Source organism: Clostridium sp. UBA7339, assembly GCF_002470865.1.
GTDB lineage: Bacteria > Bacillota > Clostridia > Clostridiales > Clostridiaceae > Clostridium_J > Clostridium_J sulfidigenes.
In genome coordinates this window covers 1,209,254-1,235,790 of the sequence record NZ_DKPI01000006.1, presented here as the reverse complement: position 1 = coordinate 1,235,790, position 26,537 = coordinate 1,209,254, and the positions used below count along the sequence as shown (strand labels likewise).

Sequence of the window (26,537 nt, the reverse complement as noted above, 5' to 3'; positions counted from 1 at the left end):
TTTAATGTAATTTTCTGTGATTTTTATACCCCTTAACTGAAGAGTTAAGGGGTTTTGTTGTTAAGTAAATATATAACTTTAAATCCCTAATAATTATTGCCCTATAAAAAATTTATATATAATAATTAAAGGTTTGAAGATATTGCATCTTTGAGCCTTTAATTTTTTTTGTTAAAAACATAGAGTGTTATTATCTGATGAAGCAATTACTTCTTTAATAGCATTAACAGCATATAATACATCATCTTCAGTGTTAAAGGAGCCAAAGGCGAATCTTACTGTTCCGTTAGGGAAAGAGCCTAAGGTCTTATGAGCTGATGGTGCACAATGAAGCCCACATCTCACAGATATGCCGTGGTTTTTGGATAGCATATGTGATATTTGACCATTATCACCCTTAGGAAAATCAATGGATACTACAGAAGTCCTATTTTCAGCAGAAGGTAGTCCCAGAACTTTAATTTCTTTTATATCCTTAATGTTATCTAAAAATAGTTTAGTTAATTTCATTTCATGATCTTTTATACTACTAAGTCCTTTTTCCTTTAGATATTTTAAGGCTGCATTTAAGCCAAATATTCCAGGTATATTTGGAGTACCACCTTCAAATTTATCAGGCATGTAATCAGGTTGAATTTCATATTCAGAGAAGCTACCAGTACCACCTTCTATAAGAGGAGTAGTTATTTTAGCTAATTCATCTTTTATCAAAAACCCACCTATACCTTGAGGTCCAAGAAGTCCCTTATGACCAGTAAAACATAAAACATCTATATTCATTTTCTCCATATCTATTGGAATTGATCCAGCTGTTTGTGCTGTGTCTGCAATGAAGCAAATATTGTTTGCCTTGCAGAACTGTCCTATTTCTTCAAAGGGCATAATAGTTCCACATACATTAGAGCTATGAGTCATTACTACAGCTTTAGTATTAGGCTTAAGGTATTTATGTAAATCAGATGGATTTAACTGTCCTAGGGAATTACAAGGTACTACAGAGTGCTCTATACCTTTGCTTTGTAAGGTGTTTAAAGGGCGAAGTACTGCATTATGTTCCATAGAAGAAGTAATCACATGGTCACCAGCCTTTAAAAATCCTTTTAAAATAACATTAAGACTATGAGTTATATTGCTAGTAAAAATTACATTTTCAGGTTTTGAAAAATTAAATAGTTCACAGAGTAGTTCTCTAGTTTCATAGACTATGTTTTCTGCATTAAAGGAACTATCATAACTACCCCTATTTACATTTCCACCTACATTAACAATATAATTTGTCATAGCTTCAGCTACAGAATTAGGCTTAGGAAAGGATGTAGCACCATTATCTAAATATACTTTTCTCATAATTACCTCCTGAAATCTATATATCCTATATCTAATTAAAGCTTTAAAAATAAACATTTTTTCCTACATTATTATATCATAGAGAATTAAATATAAAGGTTTTATATATTAGGGTTACATAAGTATTAAAAAAACAAATAGATTGTTCTTCGTCTATTCGTAATAAAAATTTAATAAAAATATAAATATATGTTAAAATTTACTTTGGATGAGTTATTATCAAAATTTATTATATTTATCAAATATATGGGGGGAGTAAACCATGAAAGAAAAAAGAGGCATAATTTTTGCTGGTGGAATCATTGGTCTATTATCTGTAGCTTTGGTGTATTTAGGAAATCCTAAAAACATGGGTGCTTGTATAGCATGTTTCTTAAGAGACATAGCAGGTGCGGTAGGACTACATAGAGCTGAAGTTGTACAGTATATAAGACCAGAAGTAATTGGTATAGTTTTAGGGGCATTTATAATTGCACTATTTACAAAGGAATTCAAAGTAAAGGGTGGTTCTTCACCATTCTTAAGATTTATTCTTGGTGCTATAGTGATGATTGGTGCTCTAGTATTCTTAGGATGTCCACTTAGAATGGTTCTTAGAATTGCTGGTGGAGACTTAAATGCTGTAGTAGGCTTACTTGGATTTGCAGCAGGGATATTTGTTGGAATTCAATTTTTAAACAGAGGCTTTACTTTAAAGAGAAATTATAATTTAACTACAGCTGAAGGATATGCAATGCCAGTAATAGCAATAATGTTATTAGTATTATTAATGTCTGCTCCAGCATTTATATTCTTTAGTGCAAAGGGTCCAGGTTCTATGCATGCACCTATATGGTTTGCTTTAGCAGCAGGACTTATTATAGGAATTGTAGCACAAAGAACAAGACTTTGCATGGTAGGTGGAATTAGGGATTTAATCATGTTTAAAGATAGTTATTTAATGTGGGGATTTATATCAATATTTGTAGTAACATTAATAGGAAACTTAGTTCTAGGAGATTTCAAACTAGGCTTTGTTGAACAACCTATAGCTCATAATGATGCACTATGGAACTTTATGGGTATGTTAGTTGCAGGTTGGGGTTCAGTACTTTTAGGAGGATGCCCATTAAGACAATTAATACTTGCTGGGGAAGGAAATGCAGATTCTGCAATCACAGTAATGGGGATGATTGTTGGAGCAGCTTTTGCACATAACTTCAAATTAGCATCTTCAGGAGAAGGTCCTACTGGCAATGGAAAGATTGCAATATTTATAGGAATAGCAATATTATTAGGGATTTCTTATTTCTGTATGAATAAATCATTTAACATAAGTAAGAGTAAGGCTGATAGCAAAGGTGGTGTTTCTATTGGTTAAGGTAGATGCAAGGGGAATGAGCTGTCCTCAACCAGTTTTAATGGCTAAAAAAGCATTAAGTGCAAACAAAGATGGATTTGAAATATTAGTTGATAATAATGTGGCTAAGGAAAATGTTTCAAGGTTTATTAAAAATGCAGGTTTAAATGCTGTAGTTACAGAAGTAGAAGAAGATTTTCTAATAAAGGCAGTTAAATAAAATGCAGTATATTGGAGTTTTTTTCACCCATTCAGGGGCTATAAAATATCACAGATATTTAGATAGTATTGAAATTGCTAATGAAACTATGCCAGTTCCAAGAAGACTTAGCTCTAACTGTGGAATTGGGGTTAAATTTATTACAGACAGAGATATAAATAATATGATAACTGAAGATATTGAAAAAATATTTAAAATTCAGGGTAATGAAAGCATTCTTGTATATGAATGTGAATAAATAGAAAGAATCTATCTGTAACAGGATAGGTTCTTTTTTACTCTGTTTATCCGATGACTACCAGCTCTAATACTCCTATCTTCTTCGAAGTGGGAGTATTAGAGCTGGTACATCCCTGGATAACGATTTCTAAGTATCAAATAAATTGACACTAAGAACTCTGTTTATATATAGTTAATTATGTGATATAAAGTATATAGAGAATATATATGTAAGTTCCATTACGATACTAATAAAGAGGGGTGTTATATATGGAAGAAAGAATATCTATTTTAGTAGTAGAAGATGATGTAGATATAAATGGATTACTATGCAAAATTCTTAAAAAGCAAAATTATGAAGTGAGTAGTGCGTATTCAGGTAGTGAAGCTAGAATGTGTATTAACATGTATAATTATGATTTGATTCTTTTAGATTTAATGTTACCAGGATTAACTGGAGAAGAGTTGATAGGAGAAATCAGAAAATCAAAAACTATGCCAATTATTATTATCTCTGCGAAAACTGAGATTTCAGATAAGGTAAAGCTGCTGAAATTAGGTGCAGATGACTATATTACTAAACCCTTTGAGATAAGTGAAGTTGCTGCAAGAGTAGAAGCCCAACTGAGAAGATATAAAAGATTTAGTACTTCAGAGGATAAGGGGCAGGTCTTAGCTTATAAGAATTTAGAGCTGGATAAGGAAGCTATGAAGGTCACAGTGAATGGAAATGACCTTACACTAACGGTAAGAGAGTTTTCTATACTAGAGCTTTTACTAACTCATCCTAAAAAAGTATTTACTAGAGAAAACTTGTATAAGAATATATGGAATGAAGAGTTCTATGGAGAAGATAATACTGTAAATGTGCATATTAGTAATATTAGATCTAAGATATCAAAATTAGATAAGGATACAGAGTATATAAAAACTATTTGGGGTATAGGGTTTACTATGGCTGAATAAACTTTATGATTTCTTTAACTTTTCTTAAGTGTTTATTGAGTTTTGAATTTTATAATAAAGACAATAAGAAAAGGGAAGGGTGAGATTTATGGAAGAAAGTATATTAATTACGCGAAATTTAAGTAAATCCTACGGAAAATTTGAGGCAGTAAAGGATACTAATATAAATATAAAAAAAGGCTCAATATATGGATTGGTAGGAAAAAATGGTGCTGGTAAAACTACTTTATTAAGGATGATTGCAGGCCAAACTATGATAACTAGTGGTGAGATACAATTATTCTCAGAAACTACAGAAAAAGGTTTAGAGATTTCAAGAAAAAGAATAGGCGCAATGATTGAAACTCCAAGTTTTTTTCCATATTTAACGGCGGAGGAAAATCTTGAGTATTATAGAGTTCAAAGAGGAATAGCTGGTTCAGAATGCATAAAACAATTACTTAAAGATGTAGGACTTGAAGATACTAAAAAGAAAAAATTTAAGAGTTTTTCTTTAGGTATGAAACAGAGATTAGGGTTAGCTCTTGCAATGATGAATAATCCGGACTTTTTAGTTTTAGATGAACCAATAAATGGACTTGATCCAATGGGGATTGTTGAAATTCGTAATCTTCTTTTAAAACTAAATGAAGAGAAGAATATTACCATAATAATTTCTAGTCATATACTAAGTGAATTAGCTAGTATAGCAACGGAATATGGCTTTATTGAGAGAGGACAGATGGTAGAACAGATTTCTGCAGAAGAACTTAAGGAGAAGTGTAAGGAATGTTTAGAGATATCAGTAGATAATGCTGAGAAGGCAGCAGTACTGTTAGAGGATAAACTAAATTGTCATGAATATGAGGTATTACCTAATAACATAATTCGAATTTATAAATTTAAAGATACACCTTCCATGGTAAGCAGTACAATTGTTAAAAATGGGGTAGAGTTAAATTCTATGAATATAAAGGGAACCAATTTAGAAGAATACTTTGTTTCATTAGTTGGAGGTGTTATCAATGCTTAATTATATAAAAAGTGAATTATATAGAACTACTCATCGTAAATATCCTTATGTTTTAGTTGGAACTTCTTCATTGATATGTATTCTAGTTAATGTATTAGCATTATGGTTTATGAAAGACCAAGAAGCAATTAACAGAATAACAATGCCAGATATGCTAATGATTTCAACAGGTCTTTTTACATTGATTTATTATTCTGTAATTATGATTGTAGATATTGTATTTTCAGATGAACATAAGCATCAAACTTTAAAAAATACAGTATCCTTTGGGATTAATAGAACAAAAATATATTTAGGGAAATTTATTGTAGAAGTGATTGTAGCCACAGTATCTTTAATTATAGTTGCCACTGTGTTAATATTAAGTTCTTATATATGTCTTGGTTTAGGTGGAGCAACTATGGCAGAAACACTTGGTAATTTTGGGAATAAACTCATTGCTGTATTCCCACTTTGGTTAACAGGAATTGCTATTGCAAACTTACTTGCTTTTAATATTAAGAATAATAATATATTTGCCTTTGCTTATCTAGGGGTAGTAGCTATATTTCCAGGAATAATTAAGCTCCTAGGTTACTATAAACCTATATTTGCAAAAATACAATTATATTTAGTTTCTTACAACATTAAATTTATAGTAGGTCAAGACAGGGTTCTTTCTGAGGATATTACAAAATTTTATGTACTAGGTATAGTATACATTACTTTAATAACGGTTATAGGAATTATTTCCTTTAGAAGAAGAGAGATAAAATAGAATTAATTATTTAAATTCACACATATATAAATTCATACTTATTTAAATATGAAACTATATAAATATAAACCTAGTTAAATAGTAAAATAGGAATATAGTTAAATATTAAAATAGTTAACTATTTGTTCTGTTTATGGGGGTTAAGAGGGTTTCGTTATTTGAAGAAATATATTTAGGGCGTAAGTCTTGGGAGGAGCATTAAATGATATATATAACTATTTTATTTGGTGGTATAGCAGCATTATTTATAGTGCTCTTTCTACTAAATCGCTATAATATAAACAATATAAATAAGGAATTGAAGAAGCTTAAAAATATAAAAACCAATGAACAATTAAAATTAGCAGCCCCTAATAAAAATATTGAAGAGATGATAGGTGAAATTAATTTTATATTAGAAAAAAGTCAAAATGATAGAATAGCTCATGAAAAGAGTGAAAGTGAATTAAGAAAGCAAATTGCTAATATATCTCATGATTTAAGAACTCCTCTTACATCTATTCTAGGCTATGTACAGCTAATTAGGGATGAGTCTACTAGTGAAGAAGAAAAACAGGAGTACTTAGATATTATAGAAAAACGCTCTAAGGTGTTGCAAAATCTTATTACTAGCTTTTATGATTTATCTAGATTAGAAGCCAATGAATATGACCTAGAATTTAAAAAGGTTAATGTTGAAAGTTTATTGCGTGAAATTGTAGCAGCTTTTTATAATGATTTTGTTGATAAAGACTTTGAAGTAGAAGTTGATCTACAAGAAAAATTACCAGCTATAATTGCTGATGAAAATGCTGTAATTAGAATTTTTACAAATATATTTCAAAATGCCTTAAAGCATGGTAGTAAAACTATGTCTATATGTCAAAGGCAAGTAGATGGAGTAATTATTTCTACTTTTAGTAATAGGGTAGAAAACTTTACACAGGAAGACTTAGAACATGTTTTTGATAGATTTTTTACTACAGACAGAATGAGGACAGGACAAAATACAGGTCTTGGATTAACTATTGTAAAGAAACTTACAGAAAGTATGGGACATGAGGTTTCTGCTAGTTTAGAGGATGAAGTCTTTACAATTCAGATTAGATTCAAATTAAAATAGTAGTATAAAATATATAAGTTTTAAATAAGAAAAGAACATTCAAGGCTGAGAAGACAGTTTATGATTGTTCTTTTTTATGTATAATATATGACTTTAAACTCAATCTTAAAAAATCAGCATATTCTATATGAGGATAAAAAGAACATTTTTAACAATAGCAATAAAATGGTTAAAATGTATTTTAAATCTACACAATAAGATGTATAATTAATACATAATTGTGGAAAAAGGTGGAAGTGCTTTGAAAAAGTTAAGAAGTATAATAGTAATTACAGTTTTAGCTATAGCCTTTGTTGGATGTTCAAATGGACAAGCTAATAAAGAAGAAACTAATAATAGTGGAGAAAAAAAAGAAATAATAATCTCAGCAGCGGCAAGTCTTAAAGAATCTATGGAGGAAATTAAAAAGATCTATGAAGAAAAAAATAATATAACTTTAACTTTTAACTTTGGGGCATCAGGAGCGCTTCAAAAACAAATTGAGGAAGGGGCACCGGTAGATATATTTATGTCTGCAGGAGAAAAGCAATTTAAAGCTCTAGAGGATAAGGAACTTATAGAAAGTGGAAGTAAGAAAGACATAGTAGAAAATGAACTTGTTTTAATTGTTAATAATGAATATAAAGATAAAATAAAGGAGCTAGATGATTTGGATAACCTAGATGGACATATAGCTTTAGGCGAAATAGGCTCTGTACCCGCAGGACAATATGCTGAGGAAGCTTTAAATCACTATAATAAGTGGGATATCATAGAGAATAACATTGTTTTTGCAAAGGATGTTAAACAAGTTGTTAGTTATTTAGAAAATGGTGAAGCAGCTTGTGGTATTGTTTATAAATCTGATACAGTTAGTATAAAAAATTCTGTTGTGGTCACTACTTTTGATACATCAAGTCATAAAAAGATCATATACCCAGGAGGGGTAATAAAGACTTCTGAAGTTAAAGCTGAGGCTAAAAGTTTTTTAGAGTTCTTAGCTACTAGTGAAAGTAAAAAAATACTGGAAAGGTATGGTTTTAAGATTAATTAGTTATTAAACAAGGATAATTTATAAGTTTCATAGGAAACAATTGCCTTATGAAGCTTATAAATTATACATGTTATACAAAACAGCATTCCTATAGTATATATAAACAATATAAGATGAGGATGATAAATATATGATGGAATCCATATTAACACCAGTGATGATTTCGCTTAAAGTAGCTTTTGTTGCCACAGGGATAGTTATTATTTTTGGTATAGCATTAGCATGGATATTTTGTAGATATAGTTTTAAGGGGAAGTCAGTATTAGAAACAATAATACTATTGCCTATGTGTCTTCCTCCTACAGTAGTAGGGTATGGAATGCTAATAGTCATGGGTAGAAATGGTCCTTTAGGAAAGCTTACTGAAGCTGTATTTGGAGGTACTTTAGTATTTACGTGGCAAGGTGCTGCCATTGGAGCTGCAATTGTGGCATTGCCATTAATGTATGAAAGTGCTAAGGCTGGTTTTTTAAACGTAGATATTACATGTATAGAGGCAGCTAGAATATTTGGTGCCAGTGATAGTTATATATTTTTTCATATAGTATTACCTATGGCTTTTGATAGTATTATCAGTGGAGTAATTTTAGCATTTACTAGAGCTTTAGGTGAATTTGGAGCTAGTCTTATGGTTGCCGGTAATATACCAGGAAAAACTCAAACTATACCAATAGCAATATATTTTGCTATGGAAAGTGGAAATAGAACTCAGGGAAATGTGCTGGTAGCAATTGTAGTTGTATTTAGTTTTATTATGGTATTTTGGTTGAATAGATGGAAGAAATTTAGAAAATAATGATAAATACTAAGAATAATAGTATAATAATCTAGGTAGATTTTATAGCGTTTTGGGAATAGGAGGGGATTTCATGGAAGCTTTTGACCTAATAGTTATGGGTGCAGGAGTAAGTGGAGTTATGGCTGCGGTAGAGGCCAAATCTAGAGGAGTAAATAGAGTTATTGTAATAGATAGGGATATAGAACCTGGTGGAGCTATGCTTTCATGTGTTCAGGCAGGTTTTTACTATAAGAGTATAAAAGAAAATTTAGCTGCCCCTGAATTAATATCAGGATTAGTAAAGGATGCCTTAAATTTAGGCGTAATTATTAAGTGCGATACTACAGTTTTGGAAATAAAAAAGAATAAAGAAGTTGTTATGGTAAATAGTAAGGAAGGAATAAAGACTATAAAAGCTAAGTCTATCATTTTTGCCATGGGCTCAAGGGAGAGACCCTTTGGTTATAAAAACATATTGGGTTATGGGTTGGCCGGAATTACCACAGCTTGCTCAACGCTAAAGTATATTAATAGAAAAGGTGTATTACCAGGAAAAAGATGCATTGTATTAGGCTCAGATGATATAGGAATACTTGCAGCGAGAACTTTAGTTTTAGAGGGAGCCAATGTAATAAGTATGATAGAAACCAGTGGAGCTATTAGAGCTGTAAGTAATAAAGCTAAGGAATATGTTGAAGACTTTAATATTCCTGTACTCTTTAACCATAGAGTAGTAAAGATATATGGTACCCATAGAGTTACTGGTGTAGATATCGTACATCTAGATGAAGAATATAATGTTATTGAAGGAACTAGTAAATATGTGGATTGTGATACTTTAGTGCTATGTATGAACTTAAAATCAGATACTGCAATAGCAGAAAAAATGGGAATAGATATAGAGAAAGAAAAGGGTGGTATATTTATTTCGGATAAAATGGAGACCTCAATGAAAGGAATATTTGCTTGTGGTGCAGTGGTTGATGGGTATACTAATGTGGAGAAGGTTATGAATCAAGGAAAATTAGCAGCTAAGTATGCAGCAGAGTATTTGTGTGGAGTACAATAGAGCAAGGGTAAACTAATAATGAGCTCAGGATATGGATAGGATATATGTAAAAGAGAAAGTAGGAAATATATAAATCAATGGGAGAATATATAGATAAAAAACAGAAAATAATAAACTATGCAAAGAAACTTTCTTTAGATACTATTGGGTTTACAGAGTGTAGAAGATTTAATGAACTAGAAGAATTTTTCATAGATAGAAAAGAAAATAATCTTTTTAATGAGTTTGAAGAGGAAGATATAGAAAAAAAGATTAATCCAAAGCTTTTAATGGAAAATGGAGAAACTATTATATCAATAGCTTTTCCTTATTATCATGGTGATAAAGGAGAAGGAGATAAATTTTCTCTATATACAAGGGGGCTAGATTATCACAGAGTAGTAGAAAAATATTTAAAGGAAATATGTGATTATATAGAATCCTTAGGAGGAGAGTCTAAATGGTTTGTAGATAGTAACCCATTACCAGAGAGATATATCGCAGCTATAAGTGGAGTTGGATTTATAGGGAAGAATAATACTCTTATTACGGAAAAGTATGGCTCCTATGTATTTTTAGGAGAAATAATAACAAATCTTAAGCTACAAGGGGATAAATCAAAAAAATATGGCTGTAAAGGGTGCAATTTATGTGTGGAAAAATGCCCAACAAATGTTATAATAGAAGATGTTAAAAAGTTTAATTCTTCACAATGTGTTTCTTATTTAACTCAAAAAAAGCACTTAAATAATGAAGAATTAAATATGGTTAAAGGCAAGATTTTTGGGTGTGACAATTGTCAAAAAGTATGTCCACATAATTTAAATGCGGAAGTTTCACCTATTAAAGAATTTCTACCTAAGGAGTATATGGAAAAGGTTGATTTATTAGAGCTTATAAATCTTGATAATAAAAACTTTAAAGAAAAGTATATCATGCATTCTTGTGGATGGCGTGGAAAGAATTTATTAATAAGAAATGGGCTTATCAATTATTATTTGAGGTATAATGAAGATATAGATAATATAGAAGAGAGTATTAACTCACCATACATAAAGGAGTATTATAACAGATTATTCAAGAAGTAGTATGGAGGTAAGTCTTAGGTATAAAGGAGATTTCTATGAAAAGAGATATATTAACAAAAATTTTAAATAAATTACCAGAGAGTCTTTCTGGAAAACTAGCAAGAAGTTATGTAAAGACATCAATAAAAAAGTATGCTAATATGAAAGTTGAAGGCTACGAAAAAATTAAAGGTATAAAGGGCCCAATAATATTTATATGTAACCACTTAAGTAATGCTGATGGATTAATACTTAACGAATTATTAAAAGACTTTGACCCCACATTCATTGCGGGAGTAAAGCTTTCCAATAACGATTTTACTAAGAATGGATTTAAGTTTATAAAGACCATAGCAATTAAACCTAATTCTGCAGATAAGGATGCCATTAGTAAAATTGTAAAGAAACTTAGAGCTGGAGAAAATATTATGATATTTCCAGAGGGAACAAGAAGTAGAAGTGGTTCAATGATAGAAGGTAAGAAGGGATTTCTTCTAATGGCTAAGCTATCTAAGGCTAAGATAATTCCAATTGGGTTAGCAGGCACAGAAGAATTTTTACCTATAAATGATGGTGATATGGGGGAAGAAAACTTCCAAACAGCTCAAGTTACTGTAAAGTTTGGAGAACCTATATATTTACCTGAAAAACTTAAAGAAGAAGATAAGAATGAATATAATGAAAGAGCTATGTTGGAAGTTATGAAATCTATAGCTGCTCTTTTACCAGAAAAATATAGAGGTGTATATAAATAAGGATTCATTGAAAAACTTATAGTAGATGATATTCTAATTATGTAAAGGGAAAGTATAAGTAGCTGATTTATAAAGGTAAGTGTTAAAAAATATTATTATGGAGTATAAATATACTTATATATGTTATTAATATATTAGCATGTATAGTAAATTTTATTTAATATAATTTAAATGGAGGTAATCAAATGGGAAGCAAATCTTTAAACAATTTCCTTAAAACTAATTTAGAGGACCTTAAAAGTAAAGGGCTTTATAATGAAATTAATGTTATTACAGGACAAAATGGACCTGTGATAGAAATAGAAGGAAAGAAGCTAATAAACCTATCTTCAAACAACTATCTAGGACTTGCCACTAACAAGAGAATGATTGATGCTTCAATCAAAGCTACAGAAAAGTACGGTGTAGGTGCTGGTGCTGTTAGAACAATAAATGGAACATTAGACATACATATAGAATTAGAGAAGAAGTTAGCAGCATTTAAGCATACTGAAGCTGCAATAGCTTTCCAATCAGGATTTAACTGTAATATGGCAGCAATATCTGCTGTAATGAACAAAAAAGATGCAATACTTTCAGATGCACTAAATCATGCGTCAATTATAGATGGATGTAGATTATCAGGAGCTAAAATCATAAGAGTTGAACACTCTGATATGGATGATTTAAGAGCAAAGGCTAAAGAAGCAAAAGAATCAGGATTATATGAAAAAATAATGGTAATCACTGATGGTGTATTCTCAATGGATGGAGATGTTGCAAAACTTCCTGAAATTGTTGAGATTGCAGAAGAGTTTGATTTAATCACTTACGTTGATGATGCTCACGGTTCTGGGGTACTAGGAAAAGGTGCTGGAACAGTTCACCACTTTGGATTATCAGACAAAATAGATTTCCAAATAGGAACACTTTCTAAAGCAATCGGTGTAGTTGGAGGATATGTAGCAGGATCTAAAGACCTTATCGACTGGTTAAAAGTTAGAGGTAGACCATTCCTATTCTCTACATCATTAACTCCAGCAGCAGCAGGAGCTTGTATAGAGGCTGTAAATATATTAACTGAAAGTACGGAACTTCATGATAGATTATGGGAAAATGGAAATTACCTTAAAAAGGGCTTAAAAGAATTAGGATTTGATATTGGACATAGTGAAACACCTATAACTCCATGCATAATTGGAGAGGCTGCTGAGGCTCAAGAATTCAGTAGAAAATTATATGAAGAGGGTGTATATGCTAAATCAATAGTATTCCCAACAGTACCACTGGGAACAGCTAGAGTAAGAAACATGCCATCAGCTGCTCACACAAAAGAATTGTTAGATGAAGCTATTGCTAAATATGCAAAAGTAGGAAGAGAAATGGGCTTAATAAAATAATATTTGTATTAAAAGTAGAGGAGGAATATCCTCCTCTAGAGGTTATAGATTTTAACTAAAAAACATTTAAATAAAATTTAAATAACATTAGATAGGGAGAATCAATATGAAAAGAATATTAGTTAGCGGATGCTTAGGTCAAATTGGTACGGAATTAGTAACGAAATTAAGAGAAGTTTACGGAGTAGATAATGTAGTAGCTACAGATGTAAGAAAACCAGAAGGAAATCCAATTGTTGAAGGTGGAATTTTTGAAACTTTAGACGTAACAAACTATGACGAATTCTTATCAATAGCTAAAAAACATGAAGTAGATACTATTATTCATCTTGCAGCACTTTTATCAGCAGTTGCAGAAGCAAAACCACAACTTGCATGGACTATTAACATGGGTGGTCTTGTAAACGCTTTAGAAGTTGCTAGAGAATTAAATTGTAAATTCTTTACTCCAAGTTCAATAGGTGCATTTGGACCATCTACACCTAAGGTAAATACTCCACAAGATACTATTCAAAGACCAAACACTATGTATGGTGTAACTAAGGTTTCTGGAGAGTTATTATGTGATTACTACCACTCTAAGTATGGTGTAGATACAAGAGGAGTAAGATTCCCAGGACTTATTTCTTACGTAGCATTACCAGGCGGTGGAACTACAGATTATGCAGTTGATATTTATTATGAAGCATTAAAAGCTGGTAAGTATACTTCTTTCATAGGTAAAGGAACTTACATGGATATGATGTATATGCCAGATGCTATAAATGCAATAATCACTTTAATGGAAGCTGATCCAAGTAAATTAAAGCACAGAAATGCATTTAATATAACTGCAATGAGCTTTGAACCAGAGCAAATAGCTGCAGAAATTAGAAAGCATATTCCAGAATTTGAAATGTCTTATGATGTAGACCCAGTAAGACAAGGAATTGCAAACACTTGGCCAGATTCAATAGACCCATCTGCTGCTAAAGAAGAGTGGGGCTTTAAAGCTGAATATGATTTAGCTAAGATGACAACAGATATGCTTGAAAAATTAAAAGCTAAAGGCATAAAATAGAGATAAAAATAAAGGACTGAATGAAGATAAAATATCTTTATTCAGTCCTATTTTTATATGCTTGTACTATATAACTATAAAATTAATGATTAGTTTTCTTCGCAATATAAGGAAGAATTAATCCTAAACCTATTAAGAAGAATGGTGTGGCAATATTAAGTACTAATTGGAATGGATCTGTAGAGTATATACCACCAATACATGCGAAAGCGGTAAATGCAAAACACCATGCTCCGATAATAATACCTAGTGTTTTATTTTTCACAAATTTGTATTCAGGATTGAATTTTTCTCCTGCCTTCTTTAAAGCTATATATGCAACAAATACCCATAAATAACGTAGAGGCATACATATAGCATTTAGTTTTACTAACCATTTTACTAATTCATCTACACTTCCTATACCAAAAGCAGGTAGAATTATTAAAATTGAAACAATAACTAATATAAGTTTATGTCCGTTTGTATAAGCACCATATTTGTTTTGTACAAACAATTTTTCAGGTATGAACTCTCTATCAGCACTATTAAGTAACATACGTAAAGGTGCATCAATTGATATTATAAGTACTGCAAATTGTCCAATAAGATTTGTAATAGCATAAATAATTACGAAAGTATTTCCTATGTGATAGTATTCACCTAACTTCTGGAAAGCATAATATGCTCCATTAGTCATTAAGTCTTTAGGAACATTATTTGAATCAAACATCATACCTAATGATATAGTTCCTAAAATTGCACATACTGCAACCATAATTGCTAATGCAATCATACCTTTTGAAAAACCAGTTTCAGGGTCTTTAACTTGGTTAACATAAGGTGATATTTTCTCACATCCACCAACAGCAAAGACTAAGATTGATAAGCTGGTAAAGAATTTAACATCAAATGTAGGCATAAAAGTTTTAAATGACCAATCTATAGCATTTAGATTAGCATCTGTAATTGCTGGAGCTGCTAACATTAAGATGATAAATAGAATAGACATTACGAACATAGATGTTCCTGCAAAGGTAGCTATCTTTTTTAATGGATTTAATCCCTTTGATGCAATATATAATGCAATTAAAAATACTACTAAGCAAGATAATTGTAATAGAGTTGTATTCATACTACTGATTCGCTTATCTTGGAAAATTGCCCAGCTAGCTGAAATCATAAAACCAGATGGTTTTTGTGAAATATAAGGCATATGAACTACCCAGTATGTCCATCCAGCATAGTATGCAATTCTTGGTCCTATGGTTTCATGAATCCAAGAACTAACTCCACCACCAGAGTTTTTAAATGCAGATCCTAATTCACCTACCATTAGTGCATAAGGTACAAAATAAATAGTAAAAATTAATACCCAAGATACAATTGCTTTAAGTCCATTGTACTCAGAGAAGCCGTTAATAACATTACCAAAACCCCATACTGTTGAGAATGCCATAAAAGCTAAGGTGTACCAAAGAATTTGTTTATCCTTTTTTTCAGACATAAATTTCCCTCCTATATTAAATTACGATATTATTATATCATGGGAAACATTCTTTTTACATTTAAAATAAAATATTTTCATATTAATCGAATTATTTTTAAAATATTATAGAAATTATTAAATATTATTGAACATTTATCTATAAATATAATCTGAATAATTTTATTAGTAATAACATATTAAAATTATTGGATACATAATTACATAAATTTGTATTAATGTTCTAAAATTTATGAGATAATATTAATAATGAGTATATATGACGGAGGAAGCTATGAAATTATATATTAAGCAAAAAGTATTTTCATTTACTGATAGATTTATAGTTAAAGATGAAAAAGAGGAAGATAAATATTTCGTTGAAGGTGAAATGTTTTCCATGGGGCATAAACTTCATATTTATGATATAAGTCATAAGGAAGTGGGCTATATAAGGCAGAAACTCTTTACCTTTATGCCTAAGTTTGAAATTATCATAAATGGCATGGTAATTGGAGATTTGATAAAAAAATTTACTTTTATTAATCAAAATTATTATCTAGATGGAACTGACTTAAGGTTAACAGGTGATTTTTGGGCCCATGATTATACATTATATCAAGGTGAATATGCTGTTATGACGGTGAGCAAGGAATGGTTTACTTGGGGAGATAGCTATGTACTAAATATATCTGATCAGGTTGATGAAATATTATGCTTAGCTATAGTTTTAGCTATAGACTGTGAAATGTGTACTGCTAATAATAGGGGTAACTAAGTTTAAAATTAGATAGTAAATTAGCAACCTAAAAAATTACTAGGGGGAACTATTATTGCAATAAAAGAAAGACAAGCTACTAAGTAAATAAAATAACTGGGGTAAATAAAATAAAAAAGGGGGGAATTTAGTGGTACTATTAACAGGTACTTACTAGATAAAAATGAGTAAAATTATTAAAGAAAGATTATTTATGCGACATATAAGCAGTAGCATGAAAGAAGGTATTTTAATAAGGGCACAGGGGTTTAATTTATTGGAGATTATGGGAAACATATGAAAACAAGTATAAGCTTCGAATTAACTAATTGTGATGATATAAGTAAGTTTTTAAAAGATTATATAAAAACCCTGTCTTCACCCTTCGATTCATATTTAGAGGACCATATAATTAAATCTAAGTTTTATAGAATAGTTATGAATTCAAAGTATATAGGATATTTTGCTATATATGATGATGAATTATTAACACTATTTTATATCAAGTGTAAATATATAAAATACGCTCAAAAGTATTTTAATGCTATATTAAAAAAGTTTAAACCAAAATCAGCCTATGTATTTACAGGAGACGAGTTATATTTAAGTTGTATATGTGATATAGAAAATAAAGAAGTAAAAAATCAAGCTTATTTTTTCCAGGATCATAAAGGTAACCCAGAGAAAATAAGGTATTATAACAATGGTAATCTAAGAAAAGCAGAGGATAAAGATATTGATGTGATAAAGGAATTCAGTGGTGACTTCTTTGAAGACGTATACAAACAGGTTAAAGATGGAGAATTATATATTTTTGAAGAGGGTACTAACGTGTTAGGTTTTGGTATACAAGAAAAAGGAGAAGTACTAAAAGGATATACTAGTATAGGAATGTTTACTAGAGAAGAATATAGACAAAAGGGTATTGGAAGAACTATTATAGCAGAGCTAAAGAAACTTTGCTATAAGCAAGGAGAAATTCCAATTTGCGGATGTTGGTACTATAATACAAATTCTAAAAAAACTTTAGAAAGTAGCGGATTCGTAAGTAAGACCAGACTTTTAAGAGTGGAATTTAAAGATAACAAGGGAGGGAATTAATCTATTTCAAAGATTTTGAGGGGAATAAATTAGAAGCAGCATGGTTTATTTGGGATTGAGAATAAATATATTGACAAGTGATACAAATAAAACTTATAATGTAAATATAAGTAATGAGAAAGGTGGGAATACGTTGTTTATGAACAGAGATTTTTATAAAAATAATATAAAATTAAATAGAATATATAATAACGCCCTACCTGAAATTATAGGTTTTTAAAGTTGAATTTAAAGTATTAATTTGTAATTAAGTCCTAGGGGTATTCCTAGGGCTTTTTATATCTAAATATTTTAAATAGCATAGTGAACTTAAAAATAATATTTAAGTTTAAGACTATGTTTAAAGCAAATATGTGCTAGTTAGCCATATCCTATCATCTGCGGTGAAGGATATGGCCATTTTTATGTAGGGGGTTAGAATTAATGCAAATTTTAGAGTTAAGAGAACTAGATAAGAAGCAGATTGAAGATATTGAAAACTTAGAAGAGGCTTGCAAAAACTACGATAAAACTAAAGGAGGCGCATTTCTATCAAACGAAATTAACTTTAATAAGGAAATAAATTGTTTTTTCCTATTATATGAAGAAGAAATACTTGTAAGCTTTCTAGCTATGTTTATACCAACATCACAGCAGGCAGAGATTTCTACATATACATTGCCAGAGAAGAGAAAGAAAGGTTTCTTTAAAATACTTTTAGAAAGTGCTATTAATGAGCTAAGAAAGTATGATGTTAGAGAAATACTTTTTGTGCATGAGCCTTCAAGCAATGATGGTAGGTTAACTTTAAGGAAATTTAATGTTAAATATGATTTTTCTGAGTATCTATTAGTATATAAAAAGGATAAATTTACTAAAGCACAGAACAAGCTAAAATTATATCAAATAATTAATCAAGATGTAGATGAAATAGCAAAGCTACACATAGACATTTTTAATAAAACTTTGGAAGAAGGAAAGGCAATTGTTAATAGAGCAATAGAATCTAAAGATAGGATATCCTATATGGCTAAAATGGATAATGAAATTGTTGGTATATGTAGTATTAGCTTAGAAGGTTGCAATGCGTTCATTTGTGGGTTAGGAATTTCAACTAAGTATCGAGGACTTGGCTATGGAAAAGAGATATTAAGCAAAGGAATAGAGAAGGCGTTGACTTTGGATGTTAAATACATATATCTTGAGGTAGATAGTAAGAATCATATAGCATATAACCTTTATATTAATAATGGATTTAAGATTAAAACACAATTAGATTATTATAGATATATAATTTAGAAGTATGAAATAAGAATAATAAGTTAATTACAAATCAACTGATAAATATGAGGATAGAGTTGTGCTTTCAAAATTATAGCGATAGGTAGGTGAATAAATAAATGAATATTAGCATTAAAGATATAGATATAGAAAATTGGGAAGAATGTACTAAATTAAAAGTATCAAGAGAGCAAGAGAGGTACTTACCTCATTCTAATTTGAAGTCTATTGCAGAATCTAGATTTTATCCTAATTATACACTGTTAGGAATATATAAGGATGATAAAATTATTGGATTTGCTATGCATGGAGAAGAAGATGAGGATAAAATGGCCGAATTAAGAAGATTTATGATAGATGAAAAATATCAAGGAAATGGTTATGGTAGAAAAGCATTAGCATTAGTATTAGAAGATATCAAGAAAAAATCTAAATATAAAACTATATATTTAAGCTTTCATCCGAAGAATATAGTAACAAAAAATCTGTACTCTAGTTTTGGCTTTAAACAGTTTATAACTGGCTTTGAAGCTGAGGATGAGATTTTTTATAAGAAAGAAATATAATATTAGGGGGGAAATATTTATGAATCTTATTTTTAAAGCAATAGACAATGACAATTGGAGAGAATGTATTGAGCTCTCTGTAGAAGAAAACCAGAAGTGTTTCGTAGCATCAAACTCATACTCTATATTAGAGTCTAAGTTTGAAGAGGGAAACTATCCGTTAGCAATATATGATGGAGAAGTTATAGTAGGATTTTTAATGTACAGCTTTGATAGTGATGATAATAGCTGGTGGATGTGTAGACTTATGATGGACAAGAAATATCAAGGTAAGGGTTATGGTAGGGCTGCTATATTAAAACTTTTAAAACTATTAAAAGAAGAACATGGAAATATAAAAGTTTATACAAGCTTTGAACCAGAAAATAGTGTTGCTGAAAAATTATATGAAGCTGTAGGTTTTAGAAAAACTGGAAAGATAATGTGGGGAGAAGTAGTAATGGAGATACAACTATAATATAGTTAAAACTTCTGATTTAAGAAAGGGGATATCTCAAAATAAGCTAAATCTTAAATTAATGTTGAGCTTGTCATCCAATATAAGTACAAGCTCAACATAGTGAAAGATTAGAAGTTTATTTATTGATATCCCCTATAATATTTTTAAAATCTAAATGATGAAGTTGATTATTATACATATTACACCACCCATAACTAGTGAAATAGTATTTATGCTAGCCTTAAAATTCTTTTTAATAGTACTAGTTTTTTCTTTTTCCATTTTGGTTACTTCAAGATTGGCATTTGCTATATACTGAGCATTGGCTTGACAAAGTCCTTGAAGAGATAATCCCGTTGGATTTCCTCCTAGGAAAGAAGAAATTCCTAAAATAACTAATATTATACCTTCAATAAATAAAACATCCTTTAAGTTATGGGCAGTAAAATGAACAATACCTAATCCAATTAACACTAAGATAATAGACCAGATTATTCCCCAAACAACACATTTAATTAAGGATTTAATTTGACTCTTATCCATGATTAATCTCCTTTTTTATTGATTATTATATTATATGAAATTTTATAGTAATCATAACAATGTTATCTAGTAAAATTAAAATAAGGGATCTTAACAAAATATAAAATTAGTTTATTTTGCAAGCCCCTTATTTATATAAGTATATTCACTTAGAATATAAATTTTTAATTTATCTATTCAATGGATCTAGTAATGGTTTTCTTTTAAAACAGTCTTGCACGTCATCTAGAGCTTCACCAAATCTTTGGAAGTGAACAACTTCTCTTTCCCTTAAGAATTTCAAAATTTCTTTAATTTGATAATCATCACTTTGATTTATTAACCACTCATAGGTTGCTCTTGCTTTTTCTTCTGCAGCTAAATCTTCATGAAGATCTGCAACTACATCATCTTTAGCTTGTATATAAGCTGCTGTCCAAGGTACTCCATTAGGGTCTGTGTAGAATAAAGCTCTTCCATGATTAGTATAGTGACCACCAAGTCCTACTTCTTCAAGCTCTTCTAGAGTAGCATTGCTCATAAGTTGATAAATCATAGTAGCTATCATTTCAACGTGAGCCATCTCCTCTGTACCTATATCAGTAAGTAGTGCTTTAGATTTTCCAGTAGGCATAGTGTAACGTTGATTCAAATATCTAAGTGCTGCACTTAATTCTCCATCTGGGCCACCATATTGAGCTACTAGAAATTTTGCCATTCTAAGATCTTTAGATTTAAGATTTATTGGATATTCTAACATTTTTGTATAATACCACATATTATAATCCTCCTGTGTTAATAATTTTCCCAAGGCCATGGTAATGAAGTCCAACACATTGGACTTTCAACAGAGGCTGAGCCGAAATTAGTAAGTGGGCCATATTTTTCTTCATATTGACGTACTAATATTCCGAGCTTATGAGATACGGCTTGTAGATCCTTAGTAGCTTCCTCGTTATCAGGGAAGTTATCTAGATATAGATTTAAATCTATGCAATAAAATTGAAGTTTTCTTATATTATTTAATAATTCTTGATCATACATAATATCTCACCCCTCTATTCCCATCTTGAGTTTTTCTTCTCGTTGTAAGGTTTATATAAATCCTTAAATATTGTGCCCTTTGATAGAGCATCTTTAACTAAAAATAAATTTTCATATGCTTGAGGTAATACAAAAGCACAAGCGTATTCCATTTTTCTATGTGAGTAATTACTATAATTGCTCATTTGTTTTCTCCTTGAATTAATTTCTACCTAATAGTATGTTATGTTATATATGTAATATTTGTGAAAATAAATTTCAATTTCAACGAAGTTTTTATATAAATATTCCATGGTATGTTGTAAAATATTTATATATATGGATATATATAATGTTCGTTGATTTAGCTAAAGATATTTTTATGTAAATTTTATAATGATTTATTAGCATATACAAAGGAGATGTATTATGGAATTACAAATATTACATACTAACGATATACATAGCAATTTTGAAAATTTAGCAAGAATAACTACAAAAATTAATGAGTTAAAAAATGATGATACAATTGTATTAGATGCAGGAGATCTAGCAGATTTTAAAAGAGTAGAAGTTAATGGGACTAAGGGGAAGGTTGCAATAGACTTACTTCAAGAAGCTGAATATGATGCTATTTCTATTGGAAATAATGAGACCTTTGATGGAATTCATACTTTAGAAGGATTAACCTCTGATGGAAGGATACCTTTTTTGAGTTGTCATATAAGAAAACTCAATGGTGAGGAAATAGAAGGGCTAAGCAAAAGTATAATAATTAATAAAGCTGGATTAAGGATATTAATTATAGGTGCTTCTCCAAATTTAAATGAGTTTAGTACAAGCTGTGGATTAGATATTTTAGATTATCTTCAGGGAATAAATAAGGAGATAAATAATAATAAGGGTAAATATGATATATGTATAGTTCTATCCCATTTAGGTATGGATAAGGATGAAGAGATTGCAACAAAAATTTCAGAGGTAGATGTAATAATAGGAGGACATTTTCATATCCTTATGGATGAACCTAAGATCATAAATAATACCATAATCCATACCTCAGGACAGTTTGGAGAACACTTGGGAGTATTGAAACTATCTATAAAAGATAATAAAGTAAGTTTAGTAAAAGGCGAAAATATAAATATAGAAGGCTTAGATATGGATAAAGGTATAATTAAAGTATTAAAGAAGAATAAAGAGATAGCTTTAAATAATCTTTCTATACCACTATATGAAGTTAAAGAAAATTTATGGCATGATGTAATAGAAGAAAATCCTATTACTAACTTATTAGCAGATGGACTATATAAAGTTTATAATTGTGATTTTGCTTTCATAAATAGTGGAGTATTAAATGGAGGAATAAAAAAAGGTGCAGTAACTAATCTTAAGCTATTACAAATAGAGCCATCTCCATTAAATCCTACATACTTTGAAATTGAAGGTAAATATATATTAGAAGCTATTAAGGAAAGTTTAGATGGGGACATAGTTTTAGCTGATGGTAGGGGACCAGGTTTTAGAGGAAAATATGTAGGAAGACTTCATTTTTCTAGAAATGTAAAGATTAAATATAGGGAAAGAGAAGTACTAGAAGTTATTATAAATGGACAACCCCTTAAGGAAGATAAAGTTTACAGGGTAAGTAGCTCTGATTATCTTCATAGAGGTTCTGGATATAAAGATTTAAAGAATAATTCTAATCATAAATATGATGATAGATACATAAGAGATATATTAAGAGAATATTTATGTGATGAAGATATGGTTAATAAAGCATTAGAAGATAGATGGATAAGAATATAGTTATGAAAGGGGATTGAAGTGGAAGATAATAAATTATTAGAGAAAAATAAAAAGGTAAAAAGAAGAGTTATTATAGGATTTATAGTTCTGATATTGCTTAATCTGTGGGGTTTGTTAAAAGTTAATTCTCTTAGACAAGACCTAGATAGCTTACGAGGTGATATTTATAATCAGTATAATGATATGAGGACATCCTTAAGTAGCATTAATACCACCGTAGAAGAAACCCTAAAAAAGCAAGGGAGTATTTTAAGTGACTTTAGTTACTCAGTAGAAGGGCTAGATGCAGAAAACAAAACCATTAGTATTAATCTTAAAGGAACTCCTAAGGTATATAAAGAAGGATTAAAGTTTTATTTTAACTATGACTGTAGCGATGGAGATAGTAAGAGTGTTGAAGGTAAATTAGATAAAGCTTTAAACTATAGTGCAAAGATAGCAGTTCCCATAAGGAGTACTGTTAAATTTGGATTTACTTTAGACTATGGAGAAGAAGTGAAAAAAGAAACATGGGAAGATGAATATATAGATCAAATGGAGTATCAACTTCAAATTATGCCTCAACCTTTTAAAGGGAAATATGAAACAAAGGGTGATGAAGTTATAATTGATGGACGGATTGAAAGTGTCATTTATCCAAGTTCTATAAAAGGAAATTCTGTAGAAGAAGCTTCATGTAAGATAAGAATAAATGAGGAAGTTATAGATGAAATTAAATTAGAAAAAAGTAATGAACCTTCAAGTGAAGTTAGTAATTATACTGGAACTATCAAAGAGAAATATAAATTAAAAAATGGAGATATGTTAGATGTTTTAGTCGAGGTTCAAGATACCTATGGATTTAAATATAAATATTACCCTATGACGTCAATTAACAATAATGGTACACTCAATAAGTTGGAGTCCTCTGGGGGAAATACTTTTATACAGGTAGAGCCATAGAATCTTGAAAAGGCAAGTATATAACTATGTAAATATAAAAATATAAAACTTTACAACTAGGAATATATATAACTAGTTAAATAGTTGTTTTGTTCATGGGACTTTCAGGAGATTTACAATTTAAATAGGATGACTAAAGCTACATCAAAGGGTAAGAGATTAATAATCCTGAGTTGGTAATTTAACTAACATAAGGAGTTTATTAATATAATTTTATATTGAGGAGGAATTGATATGAAAATTTATAAATGTAGTGTATGTGGCTACTTGTATGATGAAAGCCAAGAAGAGGTACCTTTTGCAGAATTAAAAGAAGACTGGAGATGTCCTGTTTGTAAAAGGGATAAAAGCTTCTTTAAACCATTAGAGGAAACAGATTCTGTAGATTAGATAAGTAATTAGAGAAGTAAATAATTAAATAATGTTTAATTTAAGAGTGTCTTAAAATATTGGATTATATTTTAGTAAAAACTAAAGTATAGTATATTTTAAGACACTTTTTATATTTAATTTTATAATTTTGTAAGAAAAGCTATATTGCTTTCGATATATAGGGTGAAGAAGGAAATTTGGAGGAGATTTAATGAGGGTGGATAAAGACAATTTTATTGCAGAATTAAAAAGAAAAAATCCTAAAGCTCTTGATTATATCATTGATATATATGGGCCCTTAGTAAAAGGAATTATATCTAAAACCTTATGTTCTGTAGAGGATAAAGGTTTAATTGAGGAATGTATGTCAGATGTATTTATGGCAATTTGGGTTAATGGGTATAAGTTTACTGGGGATAGTTCTAAGTTTAAAAGTTGGATAGGGGCTATAACAAAATTTAAAGCAATTGATTACTTCAGAAAGTATGGTAAAAAAGAAAATAACCAGCTTATGGATGAAGCTATCACTGATGGTAAAAGTGCAGAAGATCATTATCTTGATGATATAGAAAATAGTAGGTTAGTAAGTATTATAGAAAGTATGGAGGAACCAGATAAAACTATTTTTATAATGAAATTTTTACTTGGAGAGAAGAGTAAAAGCATTAGTGAAGCATTAAAGCTTTCTGTAAGTAATATAAATACTAGAATTAGTAGAGGCAGAGAAAAGATAAGAAGAGAGTATTATAAGGAAGCTAGGGAGGGGGTATAGTTATGGATAATAAGGATATATATGATAAATTTAATGAGATTGATTTTGATATAAGTGAGTTTGAAGAAATTCCTATGGATGAAGTTGAAAAACAGAGATTGAAGAAATCCTTGAAGGAGAAATTAGCAGATATAGATAATTATGAAAGTCATGATAGTATTGATTTAACAGAAGTAAATAAAGAAAAAAGTAAGGAAGAAAAAATACAGTTTAATCAAGAGAAAAACGGGAAAATGCAAAGATCTATGAAGAAGTATAAAGTGGCTGCAGTGGTTGCTATATTAGCCCTATTAATAGGCATGTCCCATTTAGGCAAGGAAGTCATTGCACAGATAGCTGAAAAACTAATATTTACTCCTTCCCAAGGCATTATAAAGCAACAAGCAGATAAAGAGCTATATATGCTAGAAGAACCAGTAAGAATTAATATTGATGATAGTTCTGCATTAGTAAAAAGTATTACAAATGATGGTGAGAATATATATGTTGAAATGTGGTTTAACCAGGATGCAGAAGCTGAAGGCATAGGGGATCATAGAGAAATAATAAACAACTTAAAATTAAAGACTAGTGACGGAAATATGTATAATGTAGGATTAACTAGCTTTGCAAGTGGAGGATATACAGGACTTACTTTTCAGCAGGGTGAGGGTTTAATAACAGATTTTAAGTTGCATTATAAGGATAAAGATATAGGTGAGTTTAATTTAAAAAAGGTAGATTTTAAAAATGGTTATGATGAAATTGGTGGAAATGCCATAGATAAAGAAGTTCTTTTAGGGGCAACTAGTTATTATGAAGAAGGAGAAAGATACTTTAAAATATGGAGCAATATAGATTATCAGCAGCGTGAAGATTACACCATTAGTTTAGATGCCATTGGAAAAGTTGAAGTTAGAGATGAAGAAGGTACTTTACTAGCTATAGAAAATGCTAATGATGGAACTGGGAGAGCTTTTAAAATATTAGATCCTTACAAAGGCAAATTAGATATAAAAATAAAGGATATAGATATAAATTATGTTTTAAAAGAAGGAGGTAAATTAGCTATAAGAATTCCTAAGAAGGGTGAAACTTCTGAAATAAATGAAGATCTTAAACTTAAAGGGCTTCAAGATAGTATTAAAGCTGCTTCTATCACAAATAAAGGTGGAGAGTATACTATACACTTTGATTTTAGTAATAATTATGATGAAAGTAGAACAATATTTATGGTAAGAGAAAATTTTAGAACTGGTGGTGCCATGGGTGATATGGAAAATCAGCAAGGTGAGGTATACCTAGATAATGAAGATTTAAGTATTACAGAAAGATTTTTAAGAAAGATATATATAGATGTAAATAATATTTTAGTTCATCAACAGGGTAATTGGCAGTTCATAGTGGAATAAATTATAAAAGCACTAGCTTTAATTAGTTGGTGCTTT

General features: G+C 29.9%; 30 protein-coding genes. 24 read left to right on the top strand and 6 right to left on the bottom strand.

The window, feature by feature from the left end:
* Positions 1-171: 171 nt before the first annotated feature.
* Complete coding sequence (locus B2S02_RS09250; protein WP_346920610.1) at positions 172-1,347, bottom strand: aminotransferase class V-fold PLP-dependent enzyme; 1,176 nt, start codon at positions 1,345-1,347, stop codon at positions 172-174.
* Between the two features lie 262 nt (positions 1,348-1,609).
* On the opposite strand from B2S02_RS09250, the gene yedE reads away from it, so the two are divergent.
* The 14 genes from yedE (at position 1,610) to B2S02_RS09180 (ending at position 14,082) form a co-directional block, all read left to right on the top strand.
* Positions 1,610-2,707 carry a YedE family putative selenium transporter gene (gene yedE, locus B2S02_RS09245; RefSeq protein ID WP_346920609.1) on the top strand — a complete coding sequence of 366 codons (1,098 nt, stop codon included), beginning with the start codon at positions 1,610-1,612 and terminating at the stop codon, positions 2,705-2,707.
* Positions 2,691-2,906, top strand: a complete 216-nt coding sequence (locus B2S02_RS09240) for a sulfurtransferase TusA family protein (RefSeq protein WP_341349071.1) — start codon at positions 2,691-2,693, stop codon at positions 2,904-2,906. The genes yedE and B2S02_RS09240 overlap by 17 nt, the downstream gene beginning before the upstream one ends.
* Before the next feature lies 1 nt (position 2,907).
* A complete protein-coding gene (locus B2S02_RS09235; RefSeq protein ID WP_346920608.1) occupies positions 2,908-3,144 on the top strand; it encodes a putative Se/S carrier-like protein in 237 nt (78 codons plus the stop codon).
* 251 nt (positions 3,145-3,395) lie between these two features.
* Positions 3,396-4,091 carry a response regulator transcription factor gene (locus B2S02_RS09230; protein WP_035129662.1) on the top strand — a complete coding sequence of 232 codons (696 nt, stop codon included), beginning with the start codon at positions 3,396-3,398 and terminating at the stop codon, positions 4,089-4,091.
* Positions 4,092-4,179: 88 nt separating this feature from the next.
* The gene (locus B2S02_RS09225) at positions 4,180-5,103 is read left to right on the top strand and encodes an ABC transporter ATP-binding protein (RefSeq protein WP_346847053.1); all 924 of its coding nucleotides are present in this window, start codon (positions 4,180-4,182) and stop codon (positions 5,101-5,103) included.
* Positions 5,096-5,860 carry an ABC transporter permease gene (locus B2S02_RS09220; protein WP_346847054.1) on the top strand — a complete coding sequence of 255 codons (765 nt, stop codon included), beginning with the start codon at positions 5,096-5,098 and terminating at the stop codon, positions 5,858-5,860. Before B2S02_RS09225 ends, B2S02_RS09220 begins: the two co-directional genes overlap by 8 nt.
* A 202-nt stretch (positions 5,861-6,062) precedes the next feature.
* Positions 6,063-6,962, top strand: a complete 900-nt coding sequence (locus B2S02_RS09215) for a HAMP domain-containing sensor histidine kinase (RefSeq protein ID WP_346877612.1) — start codon at positions 6,063-6,065, stop codon at positions 6,960-6,962.
* A 241-nt stretch (positions 6,963-7,203) separates the two neighbouring features.
* Positions 7,204-7,995, top strand: coding sequence for a molybdate ABC transporter substrate-binding protein (modA, locus tag B2S02_RS09210; RefSeq protein WP_346920607.1), 792 nt, complete (start codon positions 7,204-7,206; stop codon positions 7,993-7,995).
* A gap of 130 nt (positions 7,996-8,125) precedes the next feature.
* Positions 8,126-8,791, top strand: a complete 666-nt coding sequence (modB, locus tag B2S02_RS09205) for a molybdate ABC transporter permease subunit (RefSeq protein ID WP_346920606.1) — start codon at positions 8,126-8,128, stop codon at positions 8,789-8,791.
* A 73-nt stretch (positions 8,792-8,864) separates the two neighbouring features.
* Positions 8,865-9,842 (top strand): NAD(P)/FAD-dependent oxidoreductase, encoded by a 978-nt coding sequence (locus tag B2S02_RS09200; RefSeq protein ID WP_346920605.1) that lies wholly within the window; start codon positions 8,865-8,867, stop codon positions 9,840-9,842.
* A 77-nt stretch (positions 9,843-9,919) separates the two neighbouring features.
* Positions 9,920-10,909 carry a tRNA epoxyqueuosine(34) reductase QueG gene (gene queG / locus B2S02_RS09195; RefSeq protein WP_346920604.1) on the top strand — a complete coding sequence of 330 codons (990 nt, stop codon included), beginning with the start codon at positions 9,920-9,922 and terminating at the stop codon, positions 10,907-10,909.
* A 35-nt stretch (positions 10,910-10,944) separates the two neighbouring features.
* Complete coding sequence (locus B2S02_RS09190; protein ID WP_346891638.1) at positions 10,945-11,643, top strand: lysophospholipid acyltransferase family protein; 699 nt, start codon at positions 10,945-10,947, stop codon at positions 11,641-11,643.
* Between the two features lie 185 nt (positions 11,644-11,828).
* Positions 11,829-13,022, top strand: a complete 1,194-nt coding sequence (locus tag B2S02_RS09185; protein WP_346920603.1) for a glycine C-acetyltransferase — start codon at positions 11,829-11,831, stop codon at positions 13,020-13,022.
* 106 nt (positions 13,023-13,128) lie between these two features.
* The gene (locus B2S02_RS09180; RefSeq protein ID WP_346891640.1) at positions 13,129-14,082 is read left to right on the top strand and encodes an L-threonine 3-dehydrogenase; all 954 of its coding nucleotides are present in this window, start codon (positions 13,129-13,131) and stop codon (positions 14,080-14,082) included.
* An 82-nt stretch (positions 14,083-14,164) separates the two neighbouring features.
* On the opposite strand, the gene B2S02_RS09175 is transcribed toward B2S02_RS09180, so the two are convergent.
* Entirely contained in the window at positions 14,165-15,568 is a 1,404-nt protein-coding gene (locus B2S02_RS09175) for an APC family permease (RefSeq protein ID WP_346847061.1), read from the bottom strand.
* 259 nt (positions 15,569-15,827) lie between these two features.
* Here B2S02_RS09175 and B2S02_RS09170 point away from each other — a divergent pair, with 259 nt between their 5' ends.
* From B2S02_RS09170 to B2S02_RS09150, 5 genes are all read left to right on the top strand, one after another.
* Positions 15,828-16,325 carry an LURP-one-related/scramblase family protein gene (locus B2S02_RS09170; protein ID WP_346847062.1) on the top strand — a complete coding sequence of 166 codons (498 nt, stop codon included), beginning with the start codon at positions 15,828-15,830 and terminating at the stop codon, positions 16,323-16,325.
* A gap of 276 nt (positions 16,326-16,601) precedes the next feature.
* Positions 16,602-17,405, top strand: coding sequence for a GNAT family N-acetyltransferase (locus B2S02_RS09165; protein WP_346847063.1), 804 nt, complete (start codon positions 16,602-16,604; stop codon positions 17,403-17,405).
* A 423-nt stretch (positions 17,406-17,828) separates the two neighbouring features.
* Entirely contained in the window at positions 17,829-18,683 is an 855-nt protein-coding gene (locus tag B2S02_RS09160) for a GNAT family N-acetyltransferase (RefSeq protein ID WP_346920602.1), read from the top strand.
* Between the two features lie 101 nt (positions 18,684-18,784).
* Entirely contained in the window at positions 18,785-19,231 is a 447-nt protein-coding gene (locus tag B2S02_RS09155) for a GNAT family N-acetyltransferase (RefSeq protein ID WP_346847065.1), read from the top strand.
* A gap of 19 nt (positions 19,232-19,250) precedes the next feature.
* A complete protein-coding gene (locus B2S02_RS09150; RefSeq protein WP_346920601.1) occupies positions 19,251-19,688 on the top strand; it encodes a GNAT family N-acetyltransferase in 438 nt (145 codons plus the stop codon).
* A 153-nt stretch (positions 19,689-19,841) separates the two neighbouring features.
* Here B2S02_RS09150 and B2S02_RS09145 read toward each other — a convergent pair whose 3' ends face one another.
* The 4 genes from B2S02_RS09145 to B2S02_RS09130 all read right to left on the bottom strand — a co-directional run bounded on the left by B2S02_RS09145 (position 19,842) and on the right by B2S02_RS09130 (position 21,421).
* On the bottom strand, positions 19,842-20,213 hold the full coding sequence (locus B2S02_RS09145) for a hypothetical protein (protein WP_346847067.1): 372 nt from the start codon (positions 20,211-20,213) through the stop codon (positions 19,842-19,844).
* Between the two features lie 169 nt (positions 20,214-20,382).
* Entirely contained in the window at positions 20,383-20,970 is a 588-nt protein-coding gene (locus B2S02_RS09140; protein WP_346847068.1) for a manganese catalase family protein, read from the bottom strand.
* A 17-nt stretch (positions 20,971-20,987) separates the two neighbouring features.
* On the bottom strand, positions 20,988-21,236 hold the full coding sequence (locus tag B2S02_RS09135; protein ID WP_035129619.1) for a spore coat protein CotJB: 249 nt from the start codon (positions 21,234-21,236) through the stop codon (positions 20,988-20,990).
* 14 nt (positions 21,237-21,250) lie between these two features.
* Positions 21,251-21,421, bottom strand: coding sequence for a spore coat associated protein CotJA (locus B2S02_RS09130; protein WP_150844121.1), 171 nt, complete (start codon positions 21,419-21,421; stop codon positions 21,251-21,253).
* 223 nt (positions 21,422-21,644) lie between these two features.
* Here B2S02_RS09130 and B2S02_RS09125 point away from each other — a divergent pair, with 223 nt between their 5' ends.
* From B2S02_RS09125 to B2S02_RS09105, 5 genes are all read left to right on the top strand, one after another.
* Positions 21,645-23,024, top strand: a complete 1,380-nt coding sequence (locus B2S02_RS09125; protein ID WP_346878069.1) for a bifunctional metallophosphatase/5'-nucleotidase — start codon at positions 21,645-21,647, stop codon at positions 23,022-23,024.
* A gap of 18 nt (positions 23,025-23,042) precedes the next feature.
* Positions 23,043-23,966 (top strand): hypothetical protein, encoded by a 924-nt coding sequence (locus B2S02_RS09120; protein WP_346878070.1) that lies wholly within the window; start codon positions 23,043-23,045, stop codon positions 23,964-23,966.
* Positions 23,967-24,200: 234 nt separating this feature from the next.
* On the top strand, positions 24,201-24,356 hold the full coding sequence (locus tag B2S02_RS09115; protein ID WP_035129613.1) for a rubredoxin: 156 nt from the start codon (positions 24,201-24,203) through the stop codon (positions 24,354-24,356).
* A 193-nt stretch (positions 24,357-24,549) separates the two neighbouring features.
* Positions 24,550-25,110 carry a sigma-70 family RNA polymerase sigma factor gene (locus tag B2S02_RS09110; protein WP_346878071.1) on the top strand — a complete coding sequence of 187 codons (561 nt, stop codon included), beginning with the start codon at positions 24,550-24,552 and terminating at the stop codon, positions 25,108-25,110.
* A 2-nt stretch (positions 25,111-25,112) separates the two neighbouring features.
* Positions 25,113-26,501, top strand: a complete 1,389-nt coding sequence (locus tag B2S02_RS09105; RefSeq protein WP_346878072.1) for a hypothetical protein — start codon at positions 25,113-25,115, stop codon at positions 26,499-26,501.
* Positions 26,502-26,537: the final 36 nt, after the last annotated feature.